Below are 21065 nucleotides of genomic sequence, written 5' to 3'. Positions count from 1 at the left end.
ACGGCGAACAATTGTTGTCTGAAATTATGAGGTTACGATACGGCGGTCAACAGCGCTCATCAATGCAGACGCATCGATAATGGGTGCTGATTCCGGCAAAATTTGATCGATTGCGGCGCTACCAGCGCACCAGGGCCGAACCCCAGGTGAAGCCGCCGCCCATCGCCTCCATCAGGACCGCGTCGCCACGCTTGATGCGGCCGTCCTTTCGCGCCACCGACAGGGCCAGCGGGATCGAGGCGGCCGAGGTGTTGCCGTGACGGTCCACCGTCAGCACCACCTTCTCCGGCGCGATGTGCAGCTTGTGAGCGGAGGCGTCGATGATTCGCTTGTTGGCCTGGTGCGGCACGAACCAGTCGATGCTGTCGGCATTGAGCCCGGTCGCCTCGAAGGCGTCGACGATCACGTCGGTGATCATGCCGACCGCATGCTTGAAGACCTCGCGGCCCTCCATGCGCAGATGGCCGACGGTCTGGGTCGAGGACGGCCCGCCGTCGACGAACAGTTTTGCCTTGTGCCGGCCGTCGGAGCGCAAATGCGTGGTCACGACGCCGCGGTCGGTCGCCGCATTGCCGGGCTGCTCCTGCGCCTCCAGCACGACCGCGCCGGCACCGTCGCCGAATAGCACGCAGGTGCCGCGATCATTCCAGTCGAGGATGCGCGAGAAGGTCTCCGCGCCGATCACCAGCGCGCGCTTGAAGGCGCCGGTGCGCAGGAAATTGTCGGCCGTGGCGAGCGCGAACACGAAGCCGGAGCACACCGCCTGCAGGTCGAACGCCGCGCCATGGTTGATGCCGAGCCCGTGCTGCACGGCGACCGCAGTCGCCGGGAAAGTGTTGTCGGGCGTCGAGGTCGCCAGCACGATCAGGTCGATCGACTGGGCGTCGAGGCCGGCATCGGTGAGCGCGGCCTGCGCCGCCTTGATCGCCAGATGCGAGGTGAACTCGCCCTCGGCCGCGATATGCCGTTCGCGAATGCCGGTGCGCTGCACGATCCACTCGTCGGACGTGTCGATGCGCGCCGCCAATTGGGCGTTGGTCACCACCTGCTCCGGCAGATAAGAGCCGCAGCCCAGCACGACCGAACGAATTTGAGTCACGAAACATCCTCCGGCGCGGGCTGCACGAAATTGAGTGCACCACCCTCGCGGTTGAGCATCTGATTGATCTTGTTCAGGAGATCGTAGTGAGCCATCTCATAGCCAACATCGATCGCATAGGCAAAGCCTTCGGCGCTGGTTCCGCCATGGCTCTTGACCACCAATCCGTTCAAACCCAGGAACACGCCGCCGTTGGACTTGCTCGGGTCCATCTTGTTGCGCAGGGCCTGGAAGGCGCTGCGCGCAAAGACATAGCCAAGCCTGGACAGCCAGCTCCGCTGGATCTCGTTGCGGAGCAATTCCGCCATCTGCCGCGCGGTTCCCTCGGCGGCCTTGAGCGCAATGTTGCCACTGAAACCTTCGGTGACGATCACGTCGGCCAGCCCCTTGCCGATGCCGTCGCCCTCGATGAAGCCGACATAGTCGAGCTCCGGCAGGTTACGCGCACGCAGGATCTCGCTGGCTTCGCGGATCTCCTCGTGCCCCTTGATCTCCTCGGCCCCGATGTTGAGCAGGCCGACCGTGGGCCGTTTCTTGTCGAACAGCACGCTGGCCATCGCAGCGCCCATGACCGCGAGCGACACCAGATGGTGGGCGTCACCGCCGATGGTCGCGCCGAGGTCGAGCACGACGGACTCGCCGCGCTTGGTCGGCCATATCCCCGTGATCGCCGGACGGTCGATGCCCTTCAGCGTGCGCAGGTGGAAGCGCGACATCGCCATCAGCGCGCCGGTATTGCCGGCGGAGACCGCGACATCCGCCTCGCCCTGCTTCACCGCGTCGATCGCAAGCCACATCGAGGAGGTCCTGCGACCGCGCCGCAGCGCCTGGCTCGGCTTGTCCGAGCCGCTGACCGCGACATCGGTATGGATGATCTTCGAGACCGCCTTGAGCTGGGGATGCCGATCGAGCTCGGGCTCGATCTTGGCGCGGTCCCCGACCAGCAGGAACTCGGTGTCGCGATGCCTGCCGAGCGAGATGGCAGCGCCCGGAATGACCACGGCGGCGCCGGAGTCGCCCCCCATGGCGTCGAGCGCAATGCGAACCTTGCTTGGCATAAAAGTCCTGGAAAACCTGATCTGGTGCGGTCTTGAACGAGCGGGCCGCGGGAATGGATGCGCCATGGACATGGCGACCGGTCAGGCGCCACGCCGCGCCCCGACCGGGGCGCGACAATAGCGTTTTGCTATCCCGAAACAACCTCTTGCCCCCAGCCTTTTGCATGCCGGGCGATTTGTCAGCGCAGACCTGATTTCAAGAGAAACACATGAAAATCAGATAGATAACCCGACCTTTCAAACTTCTCCTGCAAGCGCCTCGCGCTCCGTAGCAAAGCGGGTGCAGCGGGGAATGCCCAGCTATTTGCCCTTCTTGCTGTCCTGAAGCGCCTTCAGCGCCGCGAACGGATGGTCCTCCGGATCGGGGGCGATGACTTCGGCCTCGAACACGGCCCCCTCCTTGCGCGGGTAGGGATTGACCGCCAGGAACAGCGCGTCGGTCGCGATCCGGCCAAGGTCGATGATTCCATTGCGGATCGCTTCTGGGGGATCGACCACCTCCGGCGGCTCCGCGCCGTCCTCGCCCTCCTCGATCAGGTCGGACATCTTCCGAACCTCGGCTTCGGGGGCGAACACCAGGTCCACCTTCTCGTCGATCTCGCTCTCGATCGGGTCGAGGGTGACCACGCAGGTCTGGCCGATCCGGGCGCGGACGTGGCCGGTGACCTCGAATCGGCCGCCGCTCCTGGGCACGACGTCAAAGGCGGCCTCGGCGGAGAGGACCTCCCGCAGCCCTCCGACCTCGGCGATGGCCTGCAGTTCGTCGGCCGATGCCTTGAGCTTGCGATGCAGGCCGGTGTCGGGGATCTGCACGACGCTGACGGGAGACCGCCAGGGATCGGGTACGGATTCGGCGTTCGGTCGGCTCATCGCGTCATGTCCTCGGTCAGCGCTGGGGGAAACCTGAAGGAGGCGCTCAGCAGGGCTGCTTCATCGGCCCGGCCAAGATCGGCCTCGGTGGCCCGGGCGTAGGCCGCGAGCTGCCGCGCCTGGTCGAGGCCATCCCCGTTCAAGATATTCCTGCAAATGGCCGACGCCAGCGCCTCGCTGCCGCTTTCCGCGGCCTGGTCGTAGGCCTGCATGCGGCCGTAAAAGGCCTCGCCGAAGGCTCGCATCCGCTTCGGCACGGTCTGGTCGCCCACCCCCATCTCGCGCAGGTTGTCGTCCATGTCCTCGCAGAAGCGGTCGAACAGCGCTTGCGACAGCTCGGTGGCGCCTTGAGCCGTGCGCAGGCGGCGCAGCAGCAGCCAGAGATGGAGCAGCAACAGGTCGAAACGCCCGTTAACCGTATCGGGTACCCCCAAGTCGCGGTAAAATATGGGTTCTCGCGCCTGCGTCACGATCATGCCATAGATGGCTTCAATGGTGCCGCGCGGGGCTTGCCGGGGTTTCCTGAAGTGATTGAACGGCCAAACCATTGTGGGTTCCGCAAGCGGGCGTGCGCGTGTTGCAATTGCAGCCTCCGCCCGGTACTTCAGCGCCTCGCGCGACGCAAGGGGACGGAATCAGTTCCGCTATGACGATAACGAACCAGATCAGCCGGCGCGCGGACAAGCTGCGCGGCTTTCAAGCACGCTGGCGCGGCCTGCGCCTGTTCGCGGCCATGGCGGCCGTCGGCGTTGCTCTTGCGGGCTGCACCGGCGAGCAGTTCCAGAAGGGTTACATCCTGCCGCCTGGCGCCCTGGAGCAGATTCCGATCGGCGCGAGCCAGGATCAGGTGCTGATCGTGATGGGCACGCCCTCCACGGTCGCAACCCTCGACGGTGAGGTGTTCTACTATATCTCGCAGCGCTCGGAGCGCGTGGTCGCCTTCATGAACCAGAAGGTGGTCGACCAGCGCGTCATCGCCGTCTACTTCGACAAGAATCGGCGTGTGCGCCGGCTGGCGAATTACGGCCTCCAGGACGGCAAGATCTTCGACTTCATCAGCCGGACCACCGCGACGTCGGGCCAGGAGATGAGTTACCTCGCGCCGCTGTTCAAGCTGCTCAGCTTTAACTGAGCATTCAGCCTGCGGCGTCGTGCCGCCCTCCGCGCGGCACTTGTCGTCGCGTGCGACTTGCCGTTGAGCGTCGGGTTCCATACGCTCCCTGCAAAGCAAAAAGCAGGGAGTGGATTCGTGCCCAACAAACTACCCAAGAAACTCGAGACAAAATTTCTGTCCCGCCGTCAGGTGCTCACCGGCGCCGCTGGCCTCTCGGCCGCTGCGATCCTGCCGCGATCGAGCCTGGCGGACTGGAAGCCGACCGAAACGGTCCGCATTATCGTACCGGCTGCGGCCGGCGGCTCCACCGACGTCATGGGCCGGCTTCTCGCCGCGCATCTGCAAACCGCCTGGGGCCAGTCGGCTGTCGTGGAAAACCGCTCCGGCGGCGGCGGCACGATCGGCACCGCCGAAGTGGTCCGCGCCAAGCCGGACGGCCAGACCATCCTGGTCGGCAATCCTGGTCCGAACGCGATCGCCTACAGCATCTTCAAGAACCTCACCTACAAGCCGGACCAGCTCCAGCCGGTGTCCAACATGATCCGGATCCCGAACATCGTCTCGGCGCATCCGAAGACCGGCATCAAATCCATCGCCGAGCTGATCGCGTATCTGAAGGCCAATCCGGACAAGCTCAGCTACGCCTCCTCCGGCGTCGGCCAGAGCCCTCACCTCACCGGCGCCTGGTTCCTCCAGCTCACCGGCTTGAAGATGACGCACATCCCGTTCCGCGGCGCCGGTCCCGCGCTCCAGGCCGCGCTCGCGGGCGACATCCAGATCCTGTTCGACAATCTCTATCCGAGCTTGCCGCAGGTGCAGAACGGCACCCTCACCGGCCTCTGCGTCACGACGCCCGAGCGCAGCGACCTCGCGAAGGATTTGCCGACCATGCGCGAGAGCGCGCCGGAGCTGGCCAATTTCGACGTGTCGTCCTGGTTCTCGGTGTTCCTGCCGAAGGGTGTTCAGCCGGCCGTGCTCGAGGCGCTCAACCTTCAGGTCAAGGCAATGCTGGAGCGCGACGACATCAAGAAGAACATCGCCGCCATGGGCGCTCGCGCCGACTACAGCACACCGGAGCAGTTCTCCGCCTTCGTGGACGCCGAGACGAAGAAGTTCGCCGGCATCATCCAGAAGGAAGGGCTGCAGATGGACGTGCAGTAGGTCTCTCCTCCGTGATTGCGAGGAGCGCAGCGACGAAGCAATCCAGACTGTCTCCGTGGAAAGATTCTGGATTGCTTCGCTGCGCTCGCAATGACGCGGTGAGAGCGTCAAACCCGTCAATCAAAAACCCCGCGGCTCACGCCGCGGGGTTTTGTCTTTGGTCGTCGGCGCCGCTCAGTGCGCCAGGATCGCCAGCAGCAGCAGGGCCACGATGTTGGTGATCTTGATCATCGGGTTCACCGCAGGTCCCGCTGTGTCCTTGTAGGGATCGCCGACGGTGTCGCCGGTGACGGCGGATTTGTGGGCATCAGAGCCCTTGCCGCCGTAATGGCCGTCCTCGATGTACTTCTTGGCGTTGTCCCAGGCGCCGCCGCCCGATGTCATCGAGATCGCGACGAACAGGCCCGTCACGATCACGCCGAGCAGCATCGCGCCGACAGCGGAGAACGCCGCCGACTTGCCGGCCGCGCCGCCGCCCGCGATGACGTAAATCAGGAAGTAGACGACGATCGGCGACAGCACCGGCAGCAGCGAGGGGATGATCATCTCCTTGATCGCCGCCTTGGTCAGCAGGTCGACCGCCCGGCCGTAGTCGGGCTTGTCGGTACCCTGCATGATGCCCGGCTTCTCGCGGAACTGCCGGCGCACCTCCTCGACGATCGCGCTTGCCGCGCGGCCGACCGCCGTCATGCCCATCGCACCGAACAGGTACGGCAGCAAGCCACCGAACAGCAGGCCCACGACCACATAGGGATTGTTCAGCGAGAAGTCCGGATTGACGCCCTTGAAGTAGACGTGGTTTGCGGAGTCCGCGATGAAGAACTTCAGGTCCTGGTTATAGGCGGCGAACAACACCAGCGCGCCGAGACCGGCCGAGCCGATCGCGTAACCCTTGGTCACCGCCTTGGTCGTGTTGCCGACCGCGTCGAGCGCATCGGTCGACTTGCGCACCTCCTTCGGCAGGCCCGCCATCTCGGCAATGCCGCCGGCATTGTCGGTGACAGGGCCGAAGGCATCGAGCGCGACGATCATGCCGGCCAGCGCCAGCATGGTGGCGGTCGCGATCGCGATACCGAACAGGCCGGCAAGGCTGTAGGTGACCAGGATGCCGGCGATGATGACGAGCGCGGGCAACGCGGTCGCCTCCATCGAGATCGCCAGACCCTGGATCACGTTGGTGCCGTGGCCGGTCACCGACGCCGCCGCGATCGACTTCACCGGCCGATAGTCGGTACCGGTGTAGTATTCGGTGATCCAGATGATCAGCGCGGTGACGACGAGACCGACGATGCCGCACTCGAGCAGCGCCATGCCGGTATAGTCGACACCGTCGAGCTTGCCGAAGCCGATCAGGGCGTAGATCACCCCGGCGATGCCGACCAGCGACAGAACGCCGGTGGCAATCAGGCCCTTGTAGAGCGCACCCATGATCGACTGGCTCGGCCCGAGCTTGACGAAGAAAGTGCCGATGATCGAGGTGATGATGCAGATGCCGCCGATCGCAAGCGGCAGCGTCATCATGCTCATGAGGATCGGCGTCTTGGCGAAGAAGATCGCCGCGAGCACCATGGTGGCGACCGCGGTCACCGCATAGGTCTCGAACAGATCGGCGGCCATGCCGGCGCAGTCGCCGACATTGTCACCGACGTTGTCGGCGATGGTGGCCGGGTTGCGCGGATCGTCCTCCGGGATGCCGGCCTCGACCTTGCCGACGAGGTCGCCGCCGACATCCGCACCCTTGGTGAAGATGCCGCCGCCTAGACGGGCGAAGATCGAGATCAGCGAGGCGCCGAAGCCGAGCGCCACCAGGGCGTCGACCACGACACGGCTATCGGGCGCAAGCTTCAGCGAGTGCACCAAGAAGCCGAAATAGAGCGTCACGCCGAGCAAAGCCAGACCCGCCACCAGCATACCGGTGATGGCGCCTGCCTTGAAGGCGAGCTCGAGGCCGCCGGCGAGCGAGGTGATCGCCGCCTGGGCGGTCCGCACATTGGCGCGGACCGAGACGTTCATGCCGATGAAGCCAGCCGCCCCCGACAGGATGGCGCCGATGGCAAAACCGATCGCGACATAAAGACCGAGGAAGTAGACGAGCAGCACGAAGATGACGATGCCGACGATACCGATCGTGGTGTACTGGCGCCGGAGATACGCCTGTGCGCCTTCGCGCACCGCTGCCGCAATCTCCTGCATGCGCGGCGAACCCGCGTCCGCACTCAACACCGAAGACGTCGCCCAGATCGCGTAGACGACGGAAAGCACTCCGCAGAGCACTATCAACCATAATGCTGTCATGTGATTTTCTGCCTCAGATCCTTGATGTGTCCCCGGCGCCTTTTGTTGTCCGTCTTGCGGTGCGGCGCCTTGATTTTGAACAACCCCGCCTCTTTCGCTAAAGAGGTGGCGTTAGTCGGCCACAAGCTTGCCAAAATCGCATTGAGGGTGCAACGCCGGAAGCGGCCGAAAAGGCGAACTCGGCAGGTATTTAGGTCGTAGACGCCCGCTCCGCGGAAATCCCTCCAGGCGCCTCTTCGACACGGCGATGAGCGCCCGTCCCTGCCTCCGCCTCAGGCGGCGGACCTGACGGGATGACGGGAGGTCGATGCCATTTCCAGGGTCTGCCCCTCGGCTGTCGAGCGCCGGTTGAATATCTTGACGTCGTAGACGCCGCCACTGGGGCCGGTCTCCAGCGTAACCGAAATGACCTGCTCGGGTTTGAGGATGCCGATCGTCACATCCTGATCGGGCAGAATGAGCGTCGCCTGCTCATTGACCAGCACCACCACAAGATGGCCCTTCATCATGTTGGTCTTCGCCAACCCGCGCAGCTGGCCGTGATAAGGCTCCCGGGTCCAGGCCGACGGCAGGCCGGGATCAACCACGACATGGATGTTATTGGTATCGGGGTGCAAGGTGAGCACCATCTTCGACTGCTCGGGCTTCCATTGCATCGACATCGACGGCATGGTTTTCCAGAGACAATTGAACGCCGCGCACTCGTTCGGCAGCTTGTCGTGGATCGTGCAGCCCCGGCCGGGCTTGCAATGCGAGCACCACTTGCCGGCGGCCTTGCCGAGCTCGACCACGTTGTAGACCTTGCAACAGAGCGTGCAGCTTCCGCACTCCCTCCCGGGGACAGCCTGTGCCTCGCTCGCACTCGAAACGGCCGCCGTCATCGAATCAAACCCTTGGCTGCTTGTGCATCAAGGGCGCTGATACATCGGCTTGCTTACGCCGGGGTTGCGACAACAACCGGCGACCGGACAACGCTGAAAGGCGGATGGGGGTCGAGGCGGATTTGAATTCAGAAGTGACTGTAGGACAGGCGCGTCAGGGCCAGTTCCTGGCCGTGCCCGTCGAGAAAGCGCGGCCGCTCATCGCCCGCGACGATCGTGCCGATCGCCGTGACGACCACGCCCGCTGCCCGCCCTGCGGCAATCAGCGCATCGCTGTGCGCCGGCGGCACCGTGCACAGCACCTCGTAATCGTCGCCCCCGGCAAGCAGCGTCTCAACACAAACGACGTTGCGCGCGATCAGCCCGGCCGCCGCGGCAGACAGGGGCACGTTCGCCACCTCGACCGTGGCCGAGACACCGGACGCCGCACAGAGCTTGGTCAGGTCGCCGGCGAGCCCGTCGGAGACATCCATCGCGGCCGAGGCATGCTCGCGTACGGCCTGCGCCAGAACGTTGCGGGGCTGCGGAACACGATAGCGCGAGACCAGTGCCTCTCTTGCGGTGGGGTCGGACGCGAGCGCCGCCGCCGCCGCGCCGCCGGTGAGCACGTCGAGACCGAGCGCCGCATCACCGATCGTTCCCGTCACCAGGATGCGGTCGCCCGGCTTGGCACCGGTGCGGCCGACCGTCCGCCCGTTCGGGACGCGGCCGAAAGCCGTGATCGAGATCATTTGCGGTCCCGGCGTCGACACCGTGTCGCCGCCAAGCAGCGGACAAGCGAAGGTCCTGGTATCCTCGCCGAGGGCATCCGCGAACGGTCCGAGCCAGGCGTCTTCCTTGCTGCGCAGCGCCAGTGTCAGGACGAAGCCGGCGGGCACCGCGCCCTTGGCGGCGAGATCGGACAGGTTCACCCGCAGCGCCTTGCGCGCGATGCTGTCGGGCGGGTCGGTGGCAAGATAGTGCACGCCCTCGACGATGGCGTCGGTGGTGACCACGATGTCGTCGCCGGATGAAGACAGGACCGCGGCATCATCGACAAGCCCGAACGCGCCGGGATCGGTCGCCAGCGGCTTGAAATAGCGCGCGATGAGGGAGTCTTCGGCGGAGCCCTGTGTCACGGTAGTGGACCCGTCATCCTGAGGTGCGAGCCCTTGCGAGCCTCGAAGGATGCACGGCCGAGGTCCCACCTCAGCGGCACGCCGTCGTCCTTCGAGGCCTCCGCTTCGCTCCGGCACCTCCAGCGACAATGGCTTCGCCATTGCGCGGGGATGACGGCTACGGCGGAAGTCAGCGTCACAACTTACCCCCGCCCGAACTCGTCGCCGCGAAACTGACGGCCGATCTGGTCGAGCACGGCGTTGACCATGCCGGTCTCCTCGCGGTCGACGAAAGCGTTGGCGACATCGACATATTCGGAGACGACGACACGGCCCGGCACGTCCTTGCGGTATTGCAGCTCATAGGCCCCTGCCCGCAGCACGGCGCGCAGGATCGCCTCGATCCGCTTCAACGGCCAGCCCTGCGACAGCGCCTCGTCGATCAGGGGATCGAGCTTCTTCTGGTCGCGCACGACGCCGGAGACGACATCACGGAAGAAGGCGGCCTCCGCCGGCAGATAGGTGTCGCCCTCGACTTCATTGCCGAGCCAGTGGCTCTCGAACTCTGCGAAGATGTCGTTGATGCCGGCGCCGGCGATGTCCATCTGGTACAGCGCCTGCACGGCCGCGAGCCGCGCCGCGCCGCGCCGGTTCGCTTTCTTCTCGGTGCCAGCCGGCGGTTTTTTGCTGTGATCGGCCATCATCAAGCCCGCGCCAGCCGGCGCTTGATGCGCAGCATCGCGATCGCCGCGCGCGCGGCATCGCCGCCCTTGTTGAGCTCGCTTGCGCGCGCCCGCGCCCAGGCCTGGTCCTCGTTGTTGACGGTGAGGATGCCGTTGCCGAGCGGCAGCTTGCGCGCCACCGCAAGATCCATCAACGCACGGGAGGATTCCTGCGAGACGATCTCGAAATGAATGGTGTCGCCACGGATCACGCAGCCAAGCGCGATCGCCGCGTCATAGGGCTTGCCGTTGGCGGCAGCCGCATCGGCGGCGATGGCGATCGCCGCCGGAATCTCCAGCGCACCGGGAACGGTGATGACGTCATGGGTCAGGCCGGCCGCCTTCAACTCGGCCACCGCGCCGTCCAGAAGCGCGTCCTGGAGATCGTCGTAGAACCGTGCCTCGACAATGAGCGCGCGCGCGCCGGAAATGTCAGTCTGGTCCTTCAGGGGTGCGCGCCGCGCGTCTGCCATCGTTCAATCCGTTTCACAGGGGTTGGCGCTATGTAGTCGCCGCAGGCGGGTAAGCCAAGTTTTAAACTGTCATTTCCGTCAGCCGCGCCGCGTAGCGGGCCATCAGATCGACCTCGATATTGACCTCGGCTCCCGCCTTCCAGCCGCCGATCGTGGTCACCGTCAACGTATGCGGGATGATCAATACGGAAAAGGTCGTGTCTTTCACCGTATTCACCGTGAGCGAGACGCCGTCGAGCGTGATCGAGCCCTTGATGGCGATGAAGCGCGCCAGCTCCCGGGTCGTCGACAGCTCGAACCGCGCCATGTCGGGCAGGTCCTCGCGGCTGACGATGGTGGCGATGCCGTCGGCGTGGCCGGCGACGATGTGGCCGCCGAGCTCGTCGCCGATCTTGAGCGCGCGCTCGAGATTGAGCTTCGTGCCGAGCTTCCAGTGCTTGGCCGTCGTCAGCGCCAGCGTCTCGGCGGCGGCATCGACGTCGAACCAGGTTCTGCCACCTTCGACGCCGGAGGCAACCACCGTGAGGCAGACGCCGTTGTTGGCGATCGAGGCGCCGTCGGCGATGGTGGCTTGGTCATAGTGGCAGGCGATGCGCAGACGGTGCAATTGCCCCTGCGCCGTTGGCGTGAAGCCGATGACCTCGCCGATGTCGGTGACAATGCCGGTGAACATGTTAGGCGCGCTCATAGATGGTGAGAGTATCCTTGTCGAATGTCTCGCTAGCATGAACCTTGTAGGCCTGCGACTGCGTGATTTTCGACAGGGGCAATGCATCGAGCGCATCGACGCCGTCTGGCCCGACTGCTTCCGCTCCACGGAACAGCCAGATTTCGTCGACGAGGTCGGCCGCTATGAACGATGCTGCGACCCGGCTGCCGCCCTCGACCATCAGCCGCGTGATGCCCTTCCCGGCCAGCGCATGAAGCACAGACGGAAGATCGAGCCCGGAAGCGCTCCGGTGCGGTATGCGGATGATCTGCGCGCCGGCAGCGCCAAGGCGGGTCGCGGCGGCGGCTTCGGCGAGTTCGGAGCTGACGACCCAGAGCGGCGTTTCGCGCGCAGAACGGACCAGCTGGCTCGTGGCCGGAACGCGCAGACTCTGGTCGAGCACGATCCGCACCGGAGAACGCGCTTCCATGCCCGGCAGGCGGCAGTTGAGCTGCGGATCATCCGCCAGCACCGTGCCGATGCCGACCAGGATGGCGTCGCATTGTGCGCGCAGGAGGTGCACACGGTTGCGTACCGCTTCCCCCGTAATCGCGAGCGGTTTGCCGCCGGCCGCGCCGATCTTGCCATCGGGCGAGACCGCGAGCTTCAGGATCACATGCGGGCGCTTGTCGCGGATGCGGCGGAAATGGCCGGAATGATCGAATGCAGCTTCGGCCGCGCACAGCCCCACATCCACCGTGATGCCGGCGGCGCGCAGCCGCGCATGGCCCTGGCCCGCGACTTCCGGATTGGGATCCTCGATCGCCGCCACCACCCGCTTGATGCCGGCGGCGATCACCGCATCGGCGCAGGGCGGCGACTTGCCGAAATGCGAGCACGGCTCGAGCGTGACGTAGAGCGTGGCGCCGCGCGCCGCTTCGCCGGCCCGCCGCAAGGCTTCGGGCTCGCCGTGCGGCCGCCCGCCCGGCTGGGTCCAGCCGCGGCCGACGATGATTCCGTCTTTCACGATGACCGCGCCGACGGCCGGATTGGGCCAGGTCCGCCCCTGCCCGCGCCGGCCGAGCGCAAGGGCCAGCTCCATGAAACGGCGATCGGCGTCCTTGGCCTCACGAGCCTTCTGCGCGAACTGATCCTCCAGGATGCGGAAGATCATTTGCGGATCGCGGCGAGCCGCGCTTCCTCCTCACCGGAGAGCTCGCCGAGCACGTCGGCGAAATCCTTGGCCTCGCGGAAATTGCGGTAGACGGAGGCGAAGCGCACATAGGCGACGTCGTCGAGCGTGCGCAGATGCTCCATCACGGTCTCGCCGATCACCTCGGAGGAGATTTCGGCCTCGCCACCGGTCTCGAGCTCGCGCACGATGGTGGAGACCATCTTCTCCACCCGCTCCGGCTCGACCTGCCGCTTGCGCAGGGAGATCGACACCGAGCGCATCAGCTTGTCGCGGTCGAACGGCACGCGGCGGCCGTTACGCTTGATCACCGTGAGCTCGCGCAATTGCACGCGCTCGAAGGTGGTGAAGCGGAAATTGCAGGCGACACACACGCGCCGCCTGCGGATGACGGAAGAGTCCTCGGTCGGACGCGAGTCCTTTACCTGCGTATCGAGACTGTTGCAGTTCGGGCAGCGCATCCGTTGTACCTTAACCGGTTTTCTTGGCCTTACTGATAGATCGGGAACCGGTCGGTGAGCGCCTTGACCCGTTCCTTGATCGCGGCCTCGACCAGCGGCGCCTTGCCGTCGTCGGACTGTGCGATCGCGTTAAGGACCTCGGCGATCATGCCGCCGACCTGCTGGAATTCGGCGACGCCGAAACCGCGGGTCGTCGCCGCCGGCGTGCCGAGCCGAATACCGGAGGTGACGAACGGCGACTGGGGATCGAACGGAATGCCGTTCTTGTTGCAGGTGATGGCGGCGCGAACCAGCGCCTTCTCCGAGACGTTGCCCTTCAGCGCCTTCGGCCTGAGGTCAACCAGCATCAGATGGTTGTCGGTGCCGCCCGAGACAATATCGAAGCCGTGGCTCTTCAGCGTCTCGGCCAGCGCCTTGGCGTTCTCGACAACGTTCTTGGCATAGACCTTGAAGTCCGGACGCAGCGCCTCGCCGAAGGCGACCGCCTTCGCCGCGATCACATGCATCAGCGGGCCGCCCTGCAGGCCCGGGAAGATCGCCGAGTTGAACTTCTTGGTCAGCGCCTCGTCATTCCACAGCATCAGGCCGCCGCGCGGACCGCGCAGAGATTTGTGCGTCGTCGTGGTGGTGATGTGGGCGTGCGGCACCGGCGAAGCATGCACGCCGCCGGCGACGAGGCCCGCGAAATGCGCCATGTCGACCAGCAGGTAAGCGCCGACGCTGTCGGCGATCTCGCGAAAACGCTTGAAATCCCAGGGACGCGAATAGGCCGAGCCGCCGGCGACGATCAGCTTCGGCTTGACCTCTTCGGCCTGCTTGGCGACCGCGTCCATGTCGATGATCTGGTCCTCGCGGCGCACGGTGTAGTGCGCGGCCTTGAACCACTTGCCGCTCATGTTGACGGGCGAGCCGTGGGTGAGATGGCCGCCGGCCGCAAGATCGAGGCCCATGAAGGTATCGCCGGGCTGGAGCAGCGCCAGGAACACCGCCTGGTTCATCTGGCTGCCGGAGTTCGGCTGCACATTGGCGAAATTGGCGCCGAACAGCTTCTTGGCGCGATCGATCGCGAGGTTCTCGGCGACGTCGACCCACTCACAACCGCCGTAATAGCGCGCGCCCGGATAACCCTCTGCGTACTTGTTGGTCATCACCGAACCCTGCGCTTCCAGCACGGCACGGCTGACGATGTTCTCGGAGGCGATCAGCTCGACCTCATGGCGCTGCCGGCCGAGTTCGCCCTTGATGGCGGCGGCGATTTCCGGGTCGGCCTGGTCGAGCGTGGCGGTGAAAAACGAGTCGGGCGCGGAGGCGGTTTTGGCGAGGGTCATCTTGCGAATATCTCCACCGCCGCAGCCTCTTGGCGGGCTGCGGACGGGTCTGGTGTGGCGATCGGAAGCGGCGTGCGCGATCTACCACATTGCCCGCAACAGGCCAAGTAGTTGCGGGTCGGACCTGATATTTATGCAAGATATGGTGGGATGGAAGAACGGTTCTCTGAAACCGCCCCCATTCCGAAGAGCCCAAATGGTCCGGTTTGGACCCTAAGGGCCGTGCGCGCCGGGCCGGTAACGACCGGGTGCCCTACAGCCCGGTATACCCCGCCTTCACGGGATCGACGCTGCCGTCGAGCTGGCGCAGATAGGTCAGGCCGCACACAGTCAACCTGTGGGTGTCCTTTTCGCCCGCTTCAATCAAGGTATTGAGGTAGTTCGTCACCTTGGTCCTCGCCTCTGCGCTCGCCGCGGAGGTGCGGTTGGCGAGCAGGTCATAGGTCTGCATGATGCGGTCGATGGCAGCTTCCATGGCACCCTCTGCTTCGCTGGAATTCTGGGAGTTTCGATCAGGCAACCGCGCGGGCCCCGGACTGGGCCTCGAACCGGCCAATCGCCTTGTTCGCGAGCCTGATCTTGTTGAGTTCGCCATGCTGGAGCAGCTTGACGATGATCTCGAGCAGCCGTTCGTTCGTGACGAGTGTGTCGGGAATTGCGCCAGAGCGGCGGAGGTAATTCGCGGCGATAGCATAGGCATCGCTCACGAGCTCGACGTTCATAGCCTGCAACCCGCGTTCGACCAGCATCGCATCCTCCGATCCGGAGAGATAACCGCGAGGCAGGGAACTGGTTCCGCCGGGTCGTCGATTTTTTCGCAACCGCGAGACGACAAAACGCACCGGTCCGGGACAAGCCGGGCCGGCGCGCTTGGGGAAGTGAGGCACGTTTGGCAGATATTTTCGGGAGGGCTGCCGGTCTTGTTATGGGCCGGCTTGGCCTTGATCCCCGGAAAAACTCAGAGCCGATACAGGATCTGGTCGGTCCAGAACCGCTCGAGGCGGTGCAGCGACTTGTTGAGGGTCGAGAACTCCTCGCCGGAGATGCCGCCGACCTGTTCAACGGTCTTGACGTGCTTTTGGTAGAGCGAGTCGACGATGCGGCGAACTTCCTGGCCCTGCGGGGTCAGGCGGATGCGGACCGAGCGGCGATCAACGCGCGAGCGCTGATGGTCGAGGAAGCCGAGCTCGACGAGCTTCTTCAGATTGTAGGAGACGTTGGAGCCTAGGTAGTAACCGCGCGTGCGCAGTTCGCCCGCGGTCAGCTCCTTGTCGCCGATGTTGTAGAGCAGGAGCGCCTGCACCGAATTGATGTCCGCGCGACCGCGGCGATCGAACTCGTCCTTGATCACGTCGAGGAGCCGGCGATGCAGCCGCTCCACCAGAGTCAAAGCTTCCAGATAGAGCGACTGCACCGAACCCTGCTGGCCGGAGACGCGCTCTGCGGTATCTGCCGCAGTTGCGACGGCTTTCATCATGACACTTCCCCTGTTGTCGTTTTTATCGACACTTATTCGACGAAACTTTTGTCCCGTCTGATAGGTGCAACTTAAGGGGGCCGTTTGAAGATCGGCTTAAATAAGAGAATAAAGAGATCATGAATTTAAGACAGTGAATTGCGGATTAAGCCTGTGCCACAAGGGCTTTTCGCAACAGTCTGTTGACCCTCGCAAGGTCCTGTTCACCCTCCGTCCGCCCCGGTTGTCGCATTCCAGAACAGCCCCGCCCCGTTTCGAAACGCGCGCGTAACAGCTGTGGCGGAACGGGCTGGTTAGCGAAAAGTTACGGCAAATTTTACGCAACCAGCGGTCAACCAAGTCGCTACGACACGACTCTCGTGTCCCGGACAAGCGCAGCAAAGCGGAGCGCAGATCCGGGACCCAGAATCCCCAAATGAGATTGTGAAGAGATGGGCCGCGGCTCTGCAGCGCATCACTACGTGCTGCGCAGCGTCCGGGGCATGAGAGTGCCCGTGCCTGCTATGGCGGCCGTTCGCGCGCGGCCATCCAGGCGAGCGCGAGATAGGCGGCGAGCATGAAGACTTCGACGCCGACCACGATCAGGCTGCCACCATAGATGCCCGGGAACATCAGCTCGATCACCGCCATCGACACTACGGTCGTCAGCCACACCACCGCGCCCCAGGGCGTCGCCAGCCACAGGCCGACCGCGGCGACGAGCTCGATCACGGCGAAGTAGATGGTCGAGGCCTGCCAGGCCATCGACTGGTTCTCGAACGCCTCGTCCTCGCCGCCGACGAAGCCGGTCACCTGGGCCCAATGATAGAGGCCCTTCAGGATCGAGAGCAGCGCCATCACCCGCAGGAACAGCACCAGCCGGCGCGTCCAGACATTGTCGTCGGACTCCTGGCGCTCCGACGAGATCGCCGCCACTGACATTGCGTTGTCCCGGGCATTGTCCCTGGCATTGGCGCCGTCGCGGGCCGCGTCGCGGGTGGAGATATCGGACATGGCCCCCTTCTGGCTGGTTCGCCCCGCAAAATCAATCGGCTGCCGAGGTGACTGCAATCCTGCCTTGCGGCAGGTCAAGCGGCGGTGACGGGAACCATGCGAGCTGGTATAAGAATAATTCCAGCCGGAGGAAGAGTGATGGCGATCAAATACGGACGTCCGATCGAATTGCGCGAGGTTTCGCGCGGGACCGGCGCGGGAGCTTCCCCTGCCCTCGATCTAACCATCCGTCCGCGCCGCAACCGCAAGGCCGAATGGGCGCGGCGCATGGTGCGTGAGAACGTGCTCACCACCGACGATCTGATCTGGCCGCTGTTCCTGATCGACGGCAACAACAGGCGCGAGCCGATCGCCTCGATGCCGGGCGTCGACCGCCTCAGCGTCGACCAGGCCGTGCGCGAGGCCGAGCGCGCCATGAAGCTCACCATTCCCTGCATCGCGCTGTTTCCCTACACCGACCCGTCCCTCCGCGACGAGGAAGGCTCGGAAGCGACAAATCCGAACAATTTGGTTTGCCAGGCGGTGCGCGCGATCAAGAAGGAGTTTCCCGAGATCGGCGTCCTCTGCGACGTCGCGCTCGATCCCTTCACCAGCCACGGCCACGATGGCCTGATCACCGACGGCAAGATCCTGAACGACGAGACGGTCGCCGTGCTGGTGCGTCAGGCGCTGGTGCAGGCCGAAGCCGGCTGCGACATCATCGCGCCCTCCGACATGATGGACGGCCGCGTCGCCGCGATCCGCGAAGGCCTGGACCGCTCAGGTCTCCTCGACGTGCAGATCATGGCCTATGCGGCCAAATACGCCTCCGCCTTCTACGGCCCGTTCCGCGACGCTATCGGCTCGGCCAAGACGCTCACCGGCGACAAGCGCACTTACCAGATGGACAGCGCCAACACCGACGAAGCCCTGCGCGAGGTCGAGCTCGACATCGCCGAAGGTGCCGACATGGTGATGGTGAAGCCGGGCATGCCCTATCTCGACGTGGTCCGCCGCGTGAAGGACACGTTCGCGATGCCGACCTTCGCCTACCAGGTGTCCGGCGAATACGCGATGATCGCGGCGGCCGCCAACAACGGCTGGCTCGACGGCGAGCGCGCGATGATGGAGAGCCTGCTCGCCTTCAAGCGCGCCGGCGCCGACGGCGTGCTCAGCTATTTCGCGCCGAAGGCGGCGGAGAAGCTGCGGGCGCAGGGGTAGGCTCAAGCGGTCTCGCACCGCCCCCGAATCGCCGGAATATTTCGGCTAGCTAATCCCAGCGCCCTTGGCACGGGGATGGCTTGTTCCCATGTCCTGCCACGGGAGTTTTCCCTGGGAGGACGGACCATGTCGTATTCGGACTCGGGCAATTCAGGCAATGCCTGGCGCAATAACGGCGGGGTGCAGCCGCACGCCTATGATCCCTATCTGCATCCGGAGCTGTTCCGCGGCGTCGCGACGCGGCGGGTGTTCGCCTTCCTGGTCGACATGGTCGTGATCTCCGTGCCGGTGATCCTCGGATACCTCTTCATCGCCCTGTTCGGGGTGGTCACACTCGGCATCGGCTGGGCGCTCTTCTGGCTGGCCTGGCCCGCGTCCGTGATCTGGGCCATCGTCTATTACGGCGCCTGCATCGGCGGTCCGTCGTCGGCGACGATCGGCATGCGCCTGATGGATCTCGAATTGCGCACCTGGTACGGCGCTCCGGGCTATTTTGTGCTCGGCGCCACCCACGCCGTGCTGTTCTGGGTGACGGTCTCGTTCCTGTCGCCCTTCGTGGTGCTGGTCGGCCTGTTCAATGGCCGCCGGCGCCTGCTGCACGATTTCGTGCTGGGAACGGTCATCGTCAACAATTCGGTCCGGGCGCCCGTGTCTCAGGCGGCAAGGACCTATTGAGAACCCAGTGATCAAGGACCTATCAACCAGGACACGCTAAGCTGACTGATCTGATCTGCCGAGCGGACCAATTGACCAGGGGCTTTCGTAGCGCGATGCTGACACCCACTTCGGAGGCCCACGACGTCCCTTGACCCAGCACTCGCGCGACACCCCACAATTTTACCTTACGGCGCCATCGCCCTGCCCGTATCTGCCGGGCCGGCATGAGCGCAAGGTGTTTACGCACCTGGTGGGCGAGCGCGCCGGCGACCTCAACGACCTCCTGACCCATGGCGGATTCCGCCGCAGCCAGTCGATCGCCTACCGGCCCGCCTGCGACCAGTGCCGCGCCTGCGTCTCGGTCCGGGTCGTCGCCAACGAGTTTCGGCCATCCCGCAACTTCCGCAAGGTGATCGCGCGCAATGCCGACATCATCGGCGAGCAGCGCAGCGCGGTGCCGACCTCGGAACAATATTCGGTGTTTCGCGCCTATCTCGACTCCCGGCACCGCCACGGCGGCATGGCCGACATGACCGTGCTCGACTACGCCATGATGGTCGAGGACAGCCATGTCGAGACCCGCATCATCGAGTATCGTAAGCGCGGCCCCGACAGCGGCATCACCGGCCGCGGCGAGCAGCTGATCGCAGTGGCGCTGACCGACGTGCTCAGCGACGGCCTGTCGATGGTCTATTCGTTCTTCGAGCCGAACCAGGTCAGCCGCTCGATGGGCACCTTCATGATCCTCGATCACATCGCCCGGGCGCGGCGTCAGGGCCTTCCTTACGTCTATCTCGGCTATTGGATCGAAGGCTCCAAGAAGATGGACTACAAGGCCCGCTTCCTGCCGCAGCAGCGCCTCGCGCCATCAGGCTGGCTGCGCATCGACGCGCAGGGCGATGCGTCGTCCGAGCCGCAGGATTAGATCGCTCACCCGAACAACGTATCCACCAGCAGCTTCAAATTCAGAACCACGATGATGCCCGCGACGATCCACGCGATCGCGGCGACCCACGTGGGAATCACGAACTGGCCCATCTTGCGGCGGTCCGAGACGAAGCGCACCAGCGGGATGACGGCGAAGGGCAACTGCATCGACAGCACGACCTGGCTGAACACGAGCAGATCCGCCGTGCCGCGCTCGCCGTAGATCGCAGTGACGACGATCACCGGAATGATGGCGATGCCGCGCGTCAGCAGGCGGCGCGCCCAGCTCGGCAGGCGCAAATCGAGAAAGCCTTCCATCACGATCTGGCCGGCAAGCGTCGCAGTCACCGTCGAGTTGAGGCCCGAGGCGAGCAGCGCCACCGCGAACAACGTCGAGGCGATGCCGAGTCCGAGCAGCGGCGAGAGCAGCTCGAACGCCTGGCCGATCTCGGCGACGTCCGAATGTCCGCTCTTGTGGAAGGTCGCGGCGGCGACCACGAGGATCGCGGCGTTGATGAACAGCGCCAGCATCAGGGCAATGGTCGAGTCCGTCGTCGCCCATTTGATCGCCTCGCGCCGACCGGTGTCGTTGCGCTCATAGGCACGCGTCTGCACGATCGAGGAGTGCAGATAGAGATTATGCGGCATCACGGTCGCGCCGATAATGCCGATCGCGATGTAGAGCATCTCCGGATTGATGAAGATCTCGGTCTTCGGCATGAAGCCGCGCAGGACCTCCGCGACCGGCGGCGCCGCGGCCACGATCTGGACCGCGAAGCAGACCGCGATCACGGCGAGCAGCGCCATCACGAAGGCTTCGAGGAAGCGGAAGCCGCGGTTCATCAGGAGCAGCAGCAGGAAGGCATCCAGCGCAGCGATCAGCGCACCACCGATCAGGGGAATGCCGAACAGCAGCTTCAGCGCGATCGCGGTGCCGATGACTTCGGCGAGATCGCAGGCGATGATCGCCGCCTCGCAGGCGAGCCAGAGCAGGAAGTTCGTGGCCGGCGAATACGTCGCGCGGCAGGCCTGCGCGAGATCGCGGTCGGTGACGATGCCGAGCCGCGCCGCCAGCGACTGCAGCAGGATCGCCATCAAGTTCGAGAGCAGGATGACCGAGAGCAGCGTGTAGCCGAACTTCGAGCCGCCGGCGAGGTCGGTCGCCCAGTTGCCGGGGTCCATGTAGCCGACCGACACCAGATAGCCCGGCCCGACGAAGGCGAGCAGCCGGCGCCACCACACGCCCGCAATCGGGAGTGCGACCGAGCCGTTCACCTCGGCAAGGCTCTTGGTGGTCGGCGCATCCGTGCGCCAGCCGGCGGCATCTCGGGGGAGGTTTTGGGTCAAATCGGGCGATCGAGCATCCATGCGGGAAGAATACCGAAGTCGAACTTTATTGCAACTCATTTGC

Annotated in this window: 23 protein-coding genes; 5 read left to right on the top strand and 18 right to left on the bottom strand. The window is 64.9% G+C overall.

Features of this window, described 5'->3' with window-relative positions; translation table 11 throughout:
* Positions 1–118 precede the first annotated feature (118 nt).
* From FNV92_RS15980 to FNV92_RS15965, 4 genes are all read right to left on the bottom strand, one after another.
* On the bottom strand, positions 119–1099 hold the full coding sequence (locus FNV92_RS15980; protein ID WP_143845734.1) for a beta-ketoacyl-ACP synthase III: 981 nt from the start codon (positions 1097–1099) through the stop codon (positions 119–121).
* Positions 1096–2157: a phosphate acyltransferase PlsX gene (gene plsX / locus FNV92_RS15975; protein ID WP_015685692.1), complete on the bottom strand. Its 1062-nt coding sequence runs from the start codon at positions 2155–2157 to the stop codon at positions 1096–1098. The genes FNV92_RS15980 and plsX overlap by 4 nt, the downstream gene beginning before the upstream one ends.
* A gap of 300 nt (positions 2158–2457) precedes the next feature.
* Positions 2458–3027: a YceD family protein gene (locus tag FNV92_RS15970; RefSeq protein WP_143845735.1), complete on the bottom strand. Its 570-nt coding sequence runs from the start codon at positions 3025–3027 to the stop codon at positions 2458–2460.
* Entirely contained in the window at positions 3024–3575 is a 552-nt protein-coding gene (locus FNV92_RS15965; protein WP_143845736.1) for a ubiquinol-cytochrome C chaperone family protein, read from the bottom strand. Before FNV92_RS15965 ends, FNV92_RS15970 begins: the two co-directional genes overlap by 4 nt.
* Before the next feature lie 98 nt (positions 3576–3673).
* Here FNV92_RS15965 and FNV92_RS15960 point away from each other — a divergent pair, with 98 nt between their 5' ends.
* Positions 3674–4159, top strand: a complete 486-nt coding sequence (locus FNV92_RS15960; protein WP_168213696.1) for an outer membrane protein assembly factor BamE — start codon at positions 3674–3676, stop codon at positions 4157–4159.
* Between the two features lie 117 nt (positions 4160–4276).
* A complete protein-coding gene (locus tag FNV92_RS15955; RefSeq protein WP_015685688.1) occupies positions 4277–5302 on the top strand; it encodes a Bug family tripartite tricarboxylate transporter substrate binding protein in 1026 nt (341 codons plus the stop codon).
* A gap of 174 nt (positions 5303–5476) precedes the next feature.
* Here the strand turns inward: FNV92_RS15955 and FNV92_RS15950 are convergent, their stop codons facing one another.
* The 13 genes from FNV92_RS15950 to FNV92_RS15890 all read right to left on the bottom strand — a co-directional run bounded on the left by FNV92_RS15950 (position 5477) and on the right by FNV92_RS15890 (position 16870).
* Entirely contained in the window at positions 5477–7597 is a 2121-nt protein-coding gene (locus tag FNV92_RS15950; protein WP_041748262.1) for a sodium-translocating pyrophosphatase, read from the bottom strand.
* Positions 7598–7869: 272 nt separating this feature from the next.
* Positions 7870–8478, bottom strand: coding sequence for a hypothetical protein (locus FNV92_RS15945; RefSeq protein ID WP_143845738.1), 609 nt, complete (start codon positions 8476–8478; stop codon positions 7870–7872).
* A 128-nt stretch (positions 8479–8606) separates the two neighbouring features.
* Entirely contained in the window at positions 8607–9596 is a 990-nt protein-coding gene (thiL, locus tag FNV92_RS15940) for a thiamine-phosphate kinase (RefSeq protein ID WP_143845739.1), read from the bottom strand.
* A gap of 182 nt (positions 9597–9778) precedes the next feature.
* Entirely contained in the window at positions 9779–10276 is a 498-nt protein-coding gene (nusB, locus tag FNV92_RS15935; RefSeq protein ID WP_143846301.1) for a transcription antitermination factor NusB, read from the bottom strand.
* A 2-nt stretch (positions 10277–10278) separates the two neighbouring features.
* On the bottom strand, positions 10279–10770 hold the full coding sequence (ribH, locus tag FNV92_RS15930; protein WP_143845740.1) for a 6,7-dimethyl-8-ribityllumazine synthase: 492 nt from the start codon (positions 10768–10770) through the stop codon (positions 10279–10281).
* Positions 10771–10831: 61 nt separating this feature from the next.
* Positions 10832–11443, bottom strand: coding sequence for a riboflavin synthase (locus FNV92_RS15925; protein ID WP_143846302.1), 612 nt, complete (start codon positions 11441–11443; stop codon positions 10832–10834).
* A gap of 1 nt (position 11444) precedes the next feature.
* Positions 11445–12593, bottom strand: coding sequence for a bifunctional diaminohydroxyphosphoribosylaminopyrimidine deaminase/5-amino-6-(5-phosphoribosylamino)uracil reductase RibD (gene ribD / locus FNV92_RS15920; RefSeq protein WP_143845741.1), 1149 nt, complete (start codon positions 12591–12593; stop codon positions 11445–11447).
* Complete coding sequence (gene nrdR / locus FNV92_RS15915) at positions 12590–13072, bottom strand: transcriptional regulator NrdR (protein WP_007603426.1); 483 nt, start codon at positions 13070–13072, stop codon at positions 12590–12592. Before nrdR ends, ribD begins: the two co-directional genes overlap by 4 nt.
* A gap of 29 nt (positions 13073–13101) precedes the next feature.
* Positions 13102–14400, bottom strand: coding sequence for a serine hydroxymethyltransferase (glyA, locus tag FNV92_RS15910; RefSeq protein ID WP_015685680.1), 1299 nt, complete (start codon positions 14398–14400; stop codon positions 13102–13104).
* A gap of 253 nt (positions 14401–14653) precedes the next feature.
* Positions 14654–14875: a hypothetical protein gene (locus tag FNV92_RS15905; protein ID WP_015685679.1), complete on the bottom strand. Its 222-nt coding sequence runs from the start codon at positions 14873–14875 to the stop codon at positions 14654–14656.
* Positions 14876–14912: 37 nt separating this feature from the next.
* Positions 14913–15149 carry a hypothetical protein gene (locus FNV92_RS15900; protein WP_015685678.1) on the bottom strand — a complete coding sequence of 79 codons (237 nt, stop codon included), beginning with the start codon at positions 15147–15149 and terminating at the stop codon, positions 14913–14915.
* A gap of 209 nt (positions 15150–15358) precedes the next feature.
* Positions 15359–15877, bottom strand: a complete 519-nt coding sequence (gene ldtR / locus FNV92_RS15895; protein ID WP_011087797.1) for a transcriptional regulator LdtR — start codon at positions 15875–15877, stop codon at positions 15359–15361.
* Between the two features lie 501 nt (positions 15878–16378).
* Positions 16379–16870 carry a DUF6163 family protein gene (locus FNV92_RS15890; RefSeq protein WP_143845742.1) on the bottom strand — a complete coding sequence of 164 codons (492 nt, stop codon included), beginning with the start codon at positions 16868–16870 and terminating at the stop codon, positions 16379–16381.
* Positions 16871–17008: 138 nt separating this feature from the next.
* Here FNV92_RS15890 and hemB point away from each other — a divergent pair, with 138 nt between their 5' ends.
* The 3 genes from hemB (at position 17009) to FNV92_RS15875 (ending at position 19652) form a co-directional block, all read left to right on the top strand.
* The gene (hemB, locus tag FNV92_RS15885; RefSeq protein ID WP_143845743.1) at positions 17009–18070 is read left to right on the top strand and encodes a porphobilinogen synthase; all 1062 of its coding nucleotides are present in this window, start codon (positions 17009–17011) and stop codon (positions 18068–18070) included.
* 126 nt (positions 18071–18196) lie between these two features.
* Positions 18197–18745 carry an RDD family protein gene (locus FNV92_RS15880; protein ID WP_143845744.1) on the top strand — a complete coding sequence of 183 codons (549 nt, stop codon included), beginning with the start codon at positions 18197–18199 and terminating at the stop codon, positions 18743–18745.
* A 130-nt stretch (positions 18746–18875) separates the two neighbouring features.
* The gene (locus FNV92_RS15875) at positions 18876–19652 is read left to right on the top strand and encodes an arginyltransferase (protein ID WP_041748261.1); all 777 of its coding nucleotides are present in this window, start codon (positions 18876–18878) and stop codon (positions 19650–19652) included.
* A 5-nt stretch (positions 19653–19657) separates the two neighbouring features.
* Here FNV92_RS15875 and FNV92_RS15870 read toward each other — a convergent pair whose 3' ends face one another.
* Entirely contained in the window at positions 19658–21022 is a 1365-nt protein-coding gene (locus FNV92_RS15870; protein WP_143845745.1) for an Nramp family divalent metal transporter, read from the bottom strand.
* Positions 21023–21065: the final 43 nt, after the last annotated feature.

Origin of the sequence: Bradyrhizobium cosmicum, from assembly GCF_007290395.2 — a bacterium.
Taxonomy (GTDB): domain Bacteria; phylum Pseudomonadota; class Alphaproteobacteria; order Rhizobiales; family Xanthobacteraceae; genus Bradyrhizobium; species Bradyrhizobium cosmicum.
Note: the sequence above shows the minus strand (reverse complement) of the source record. Positions and strands in the feature narration are given on the sequence as shown.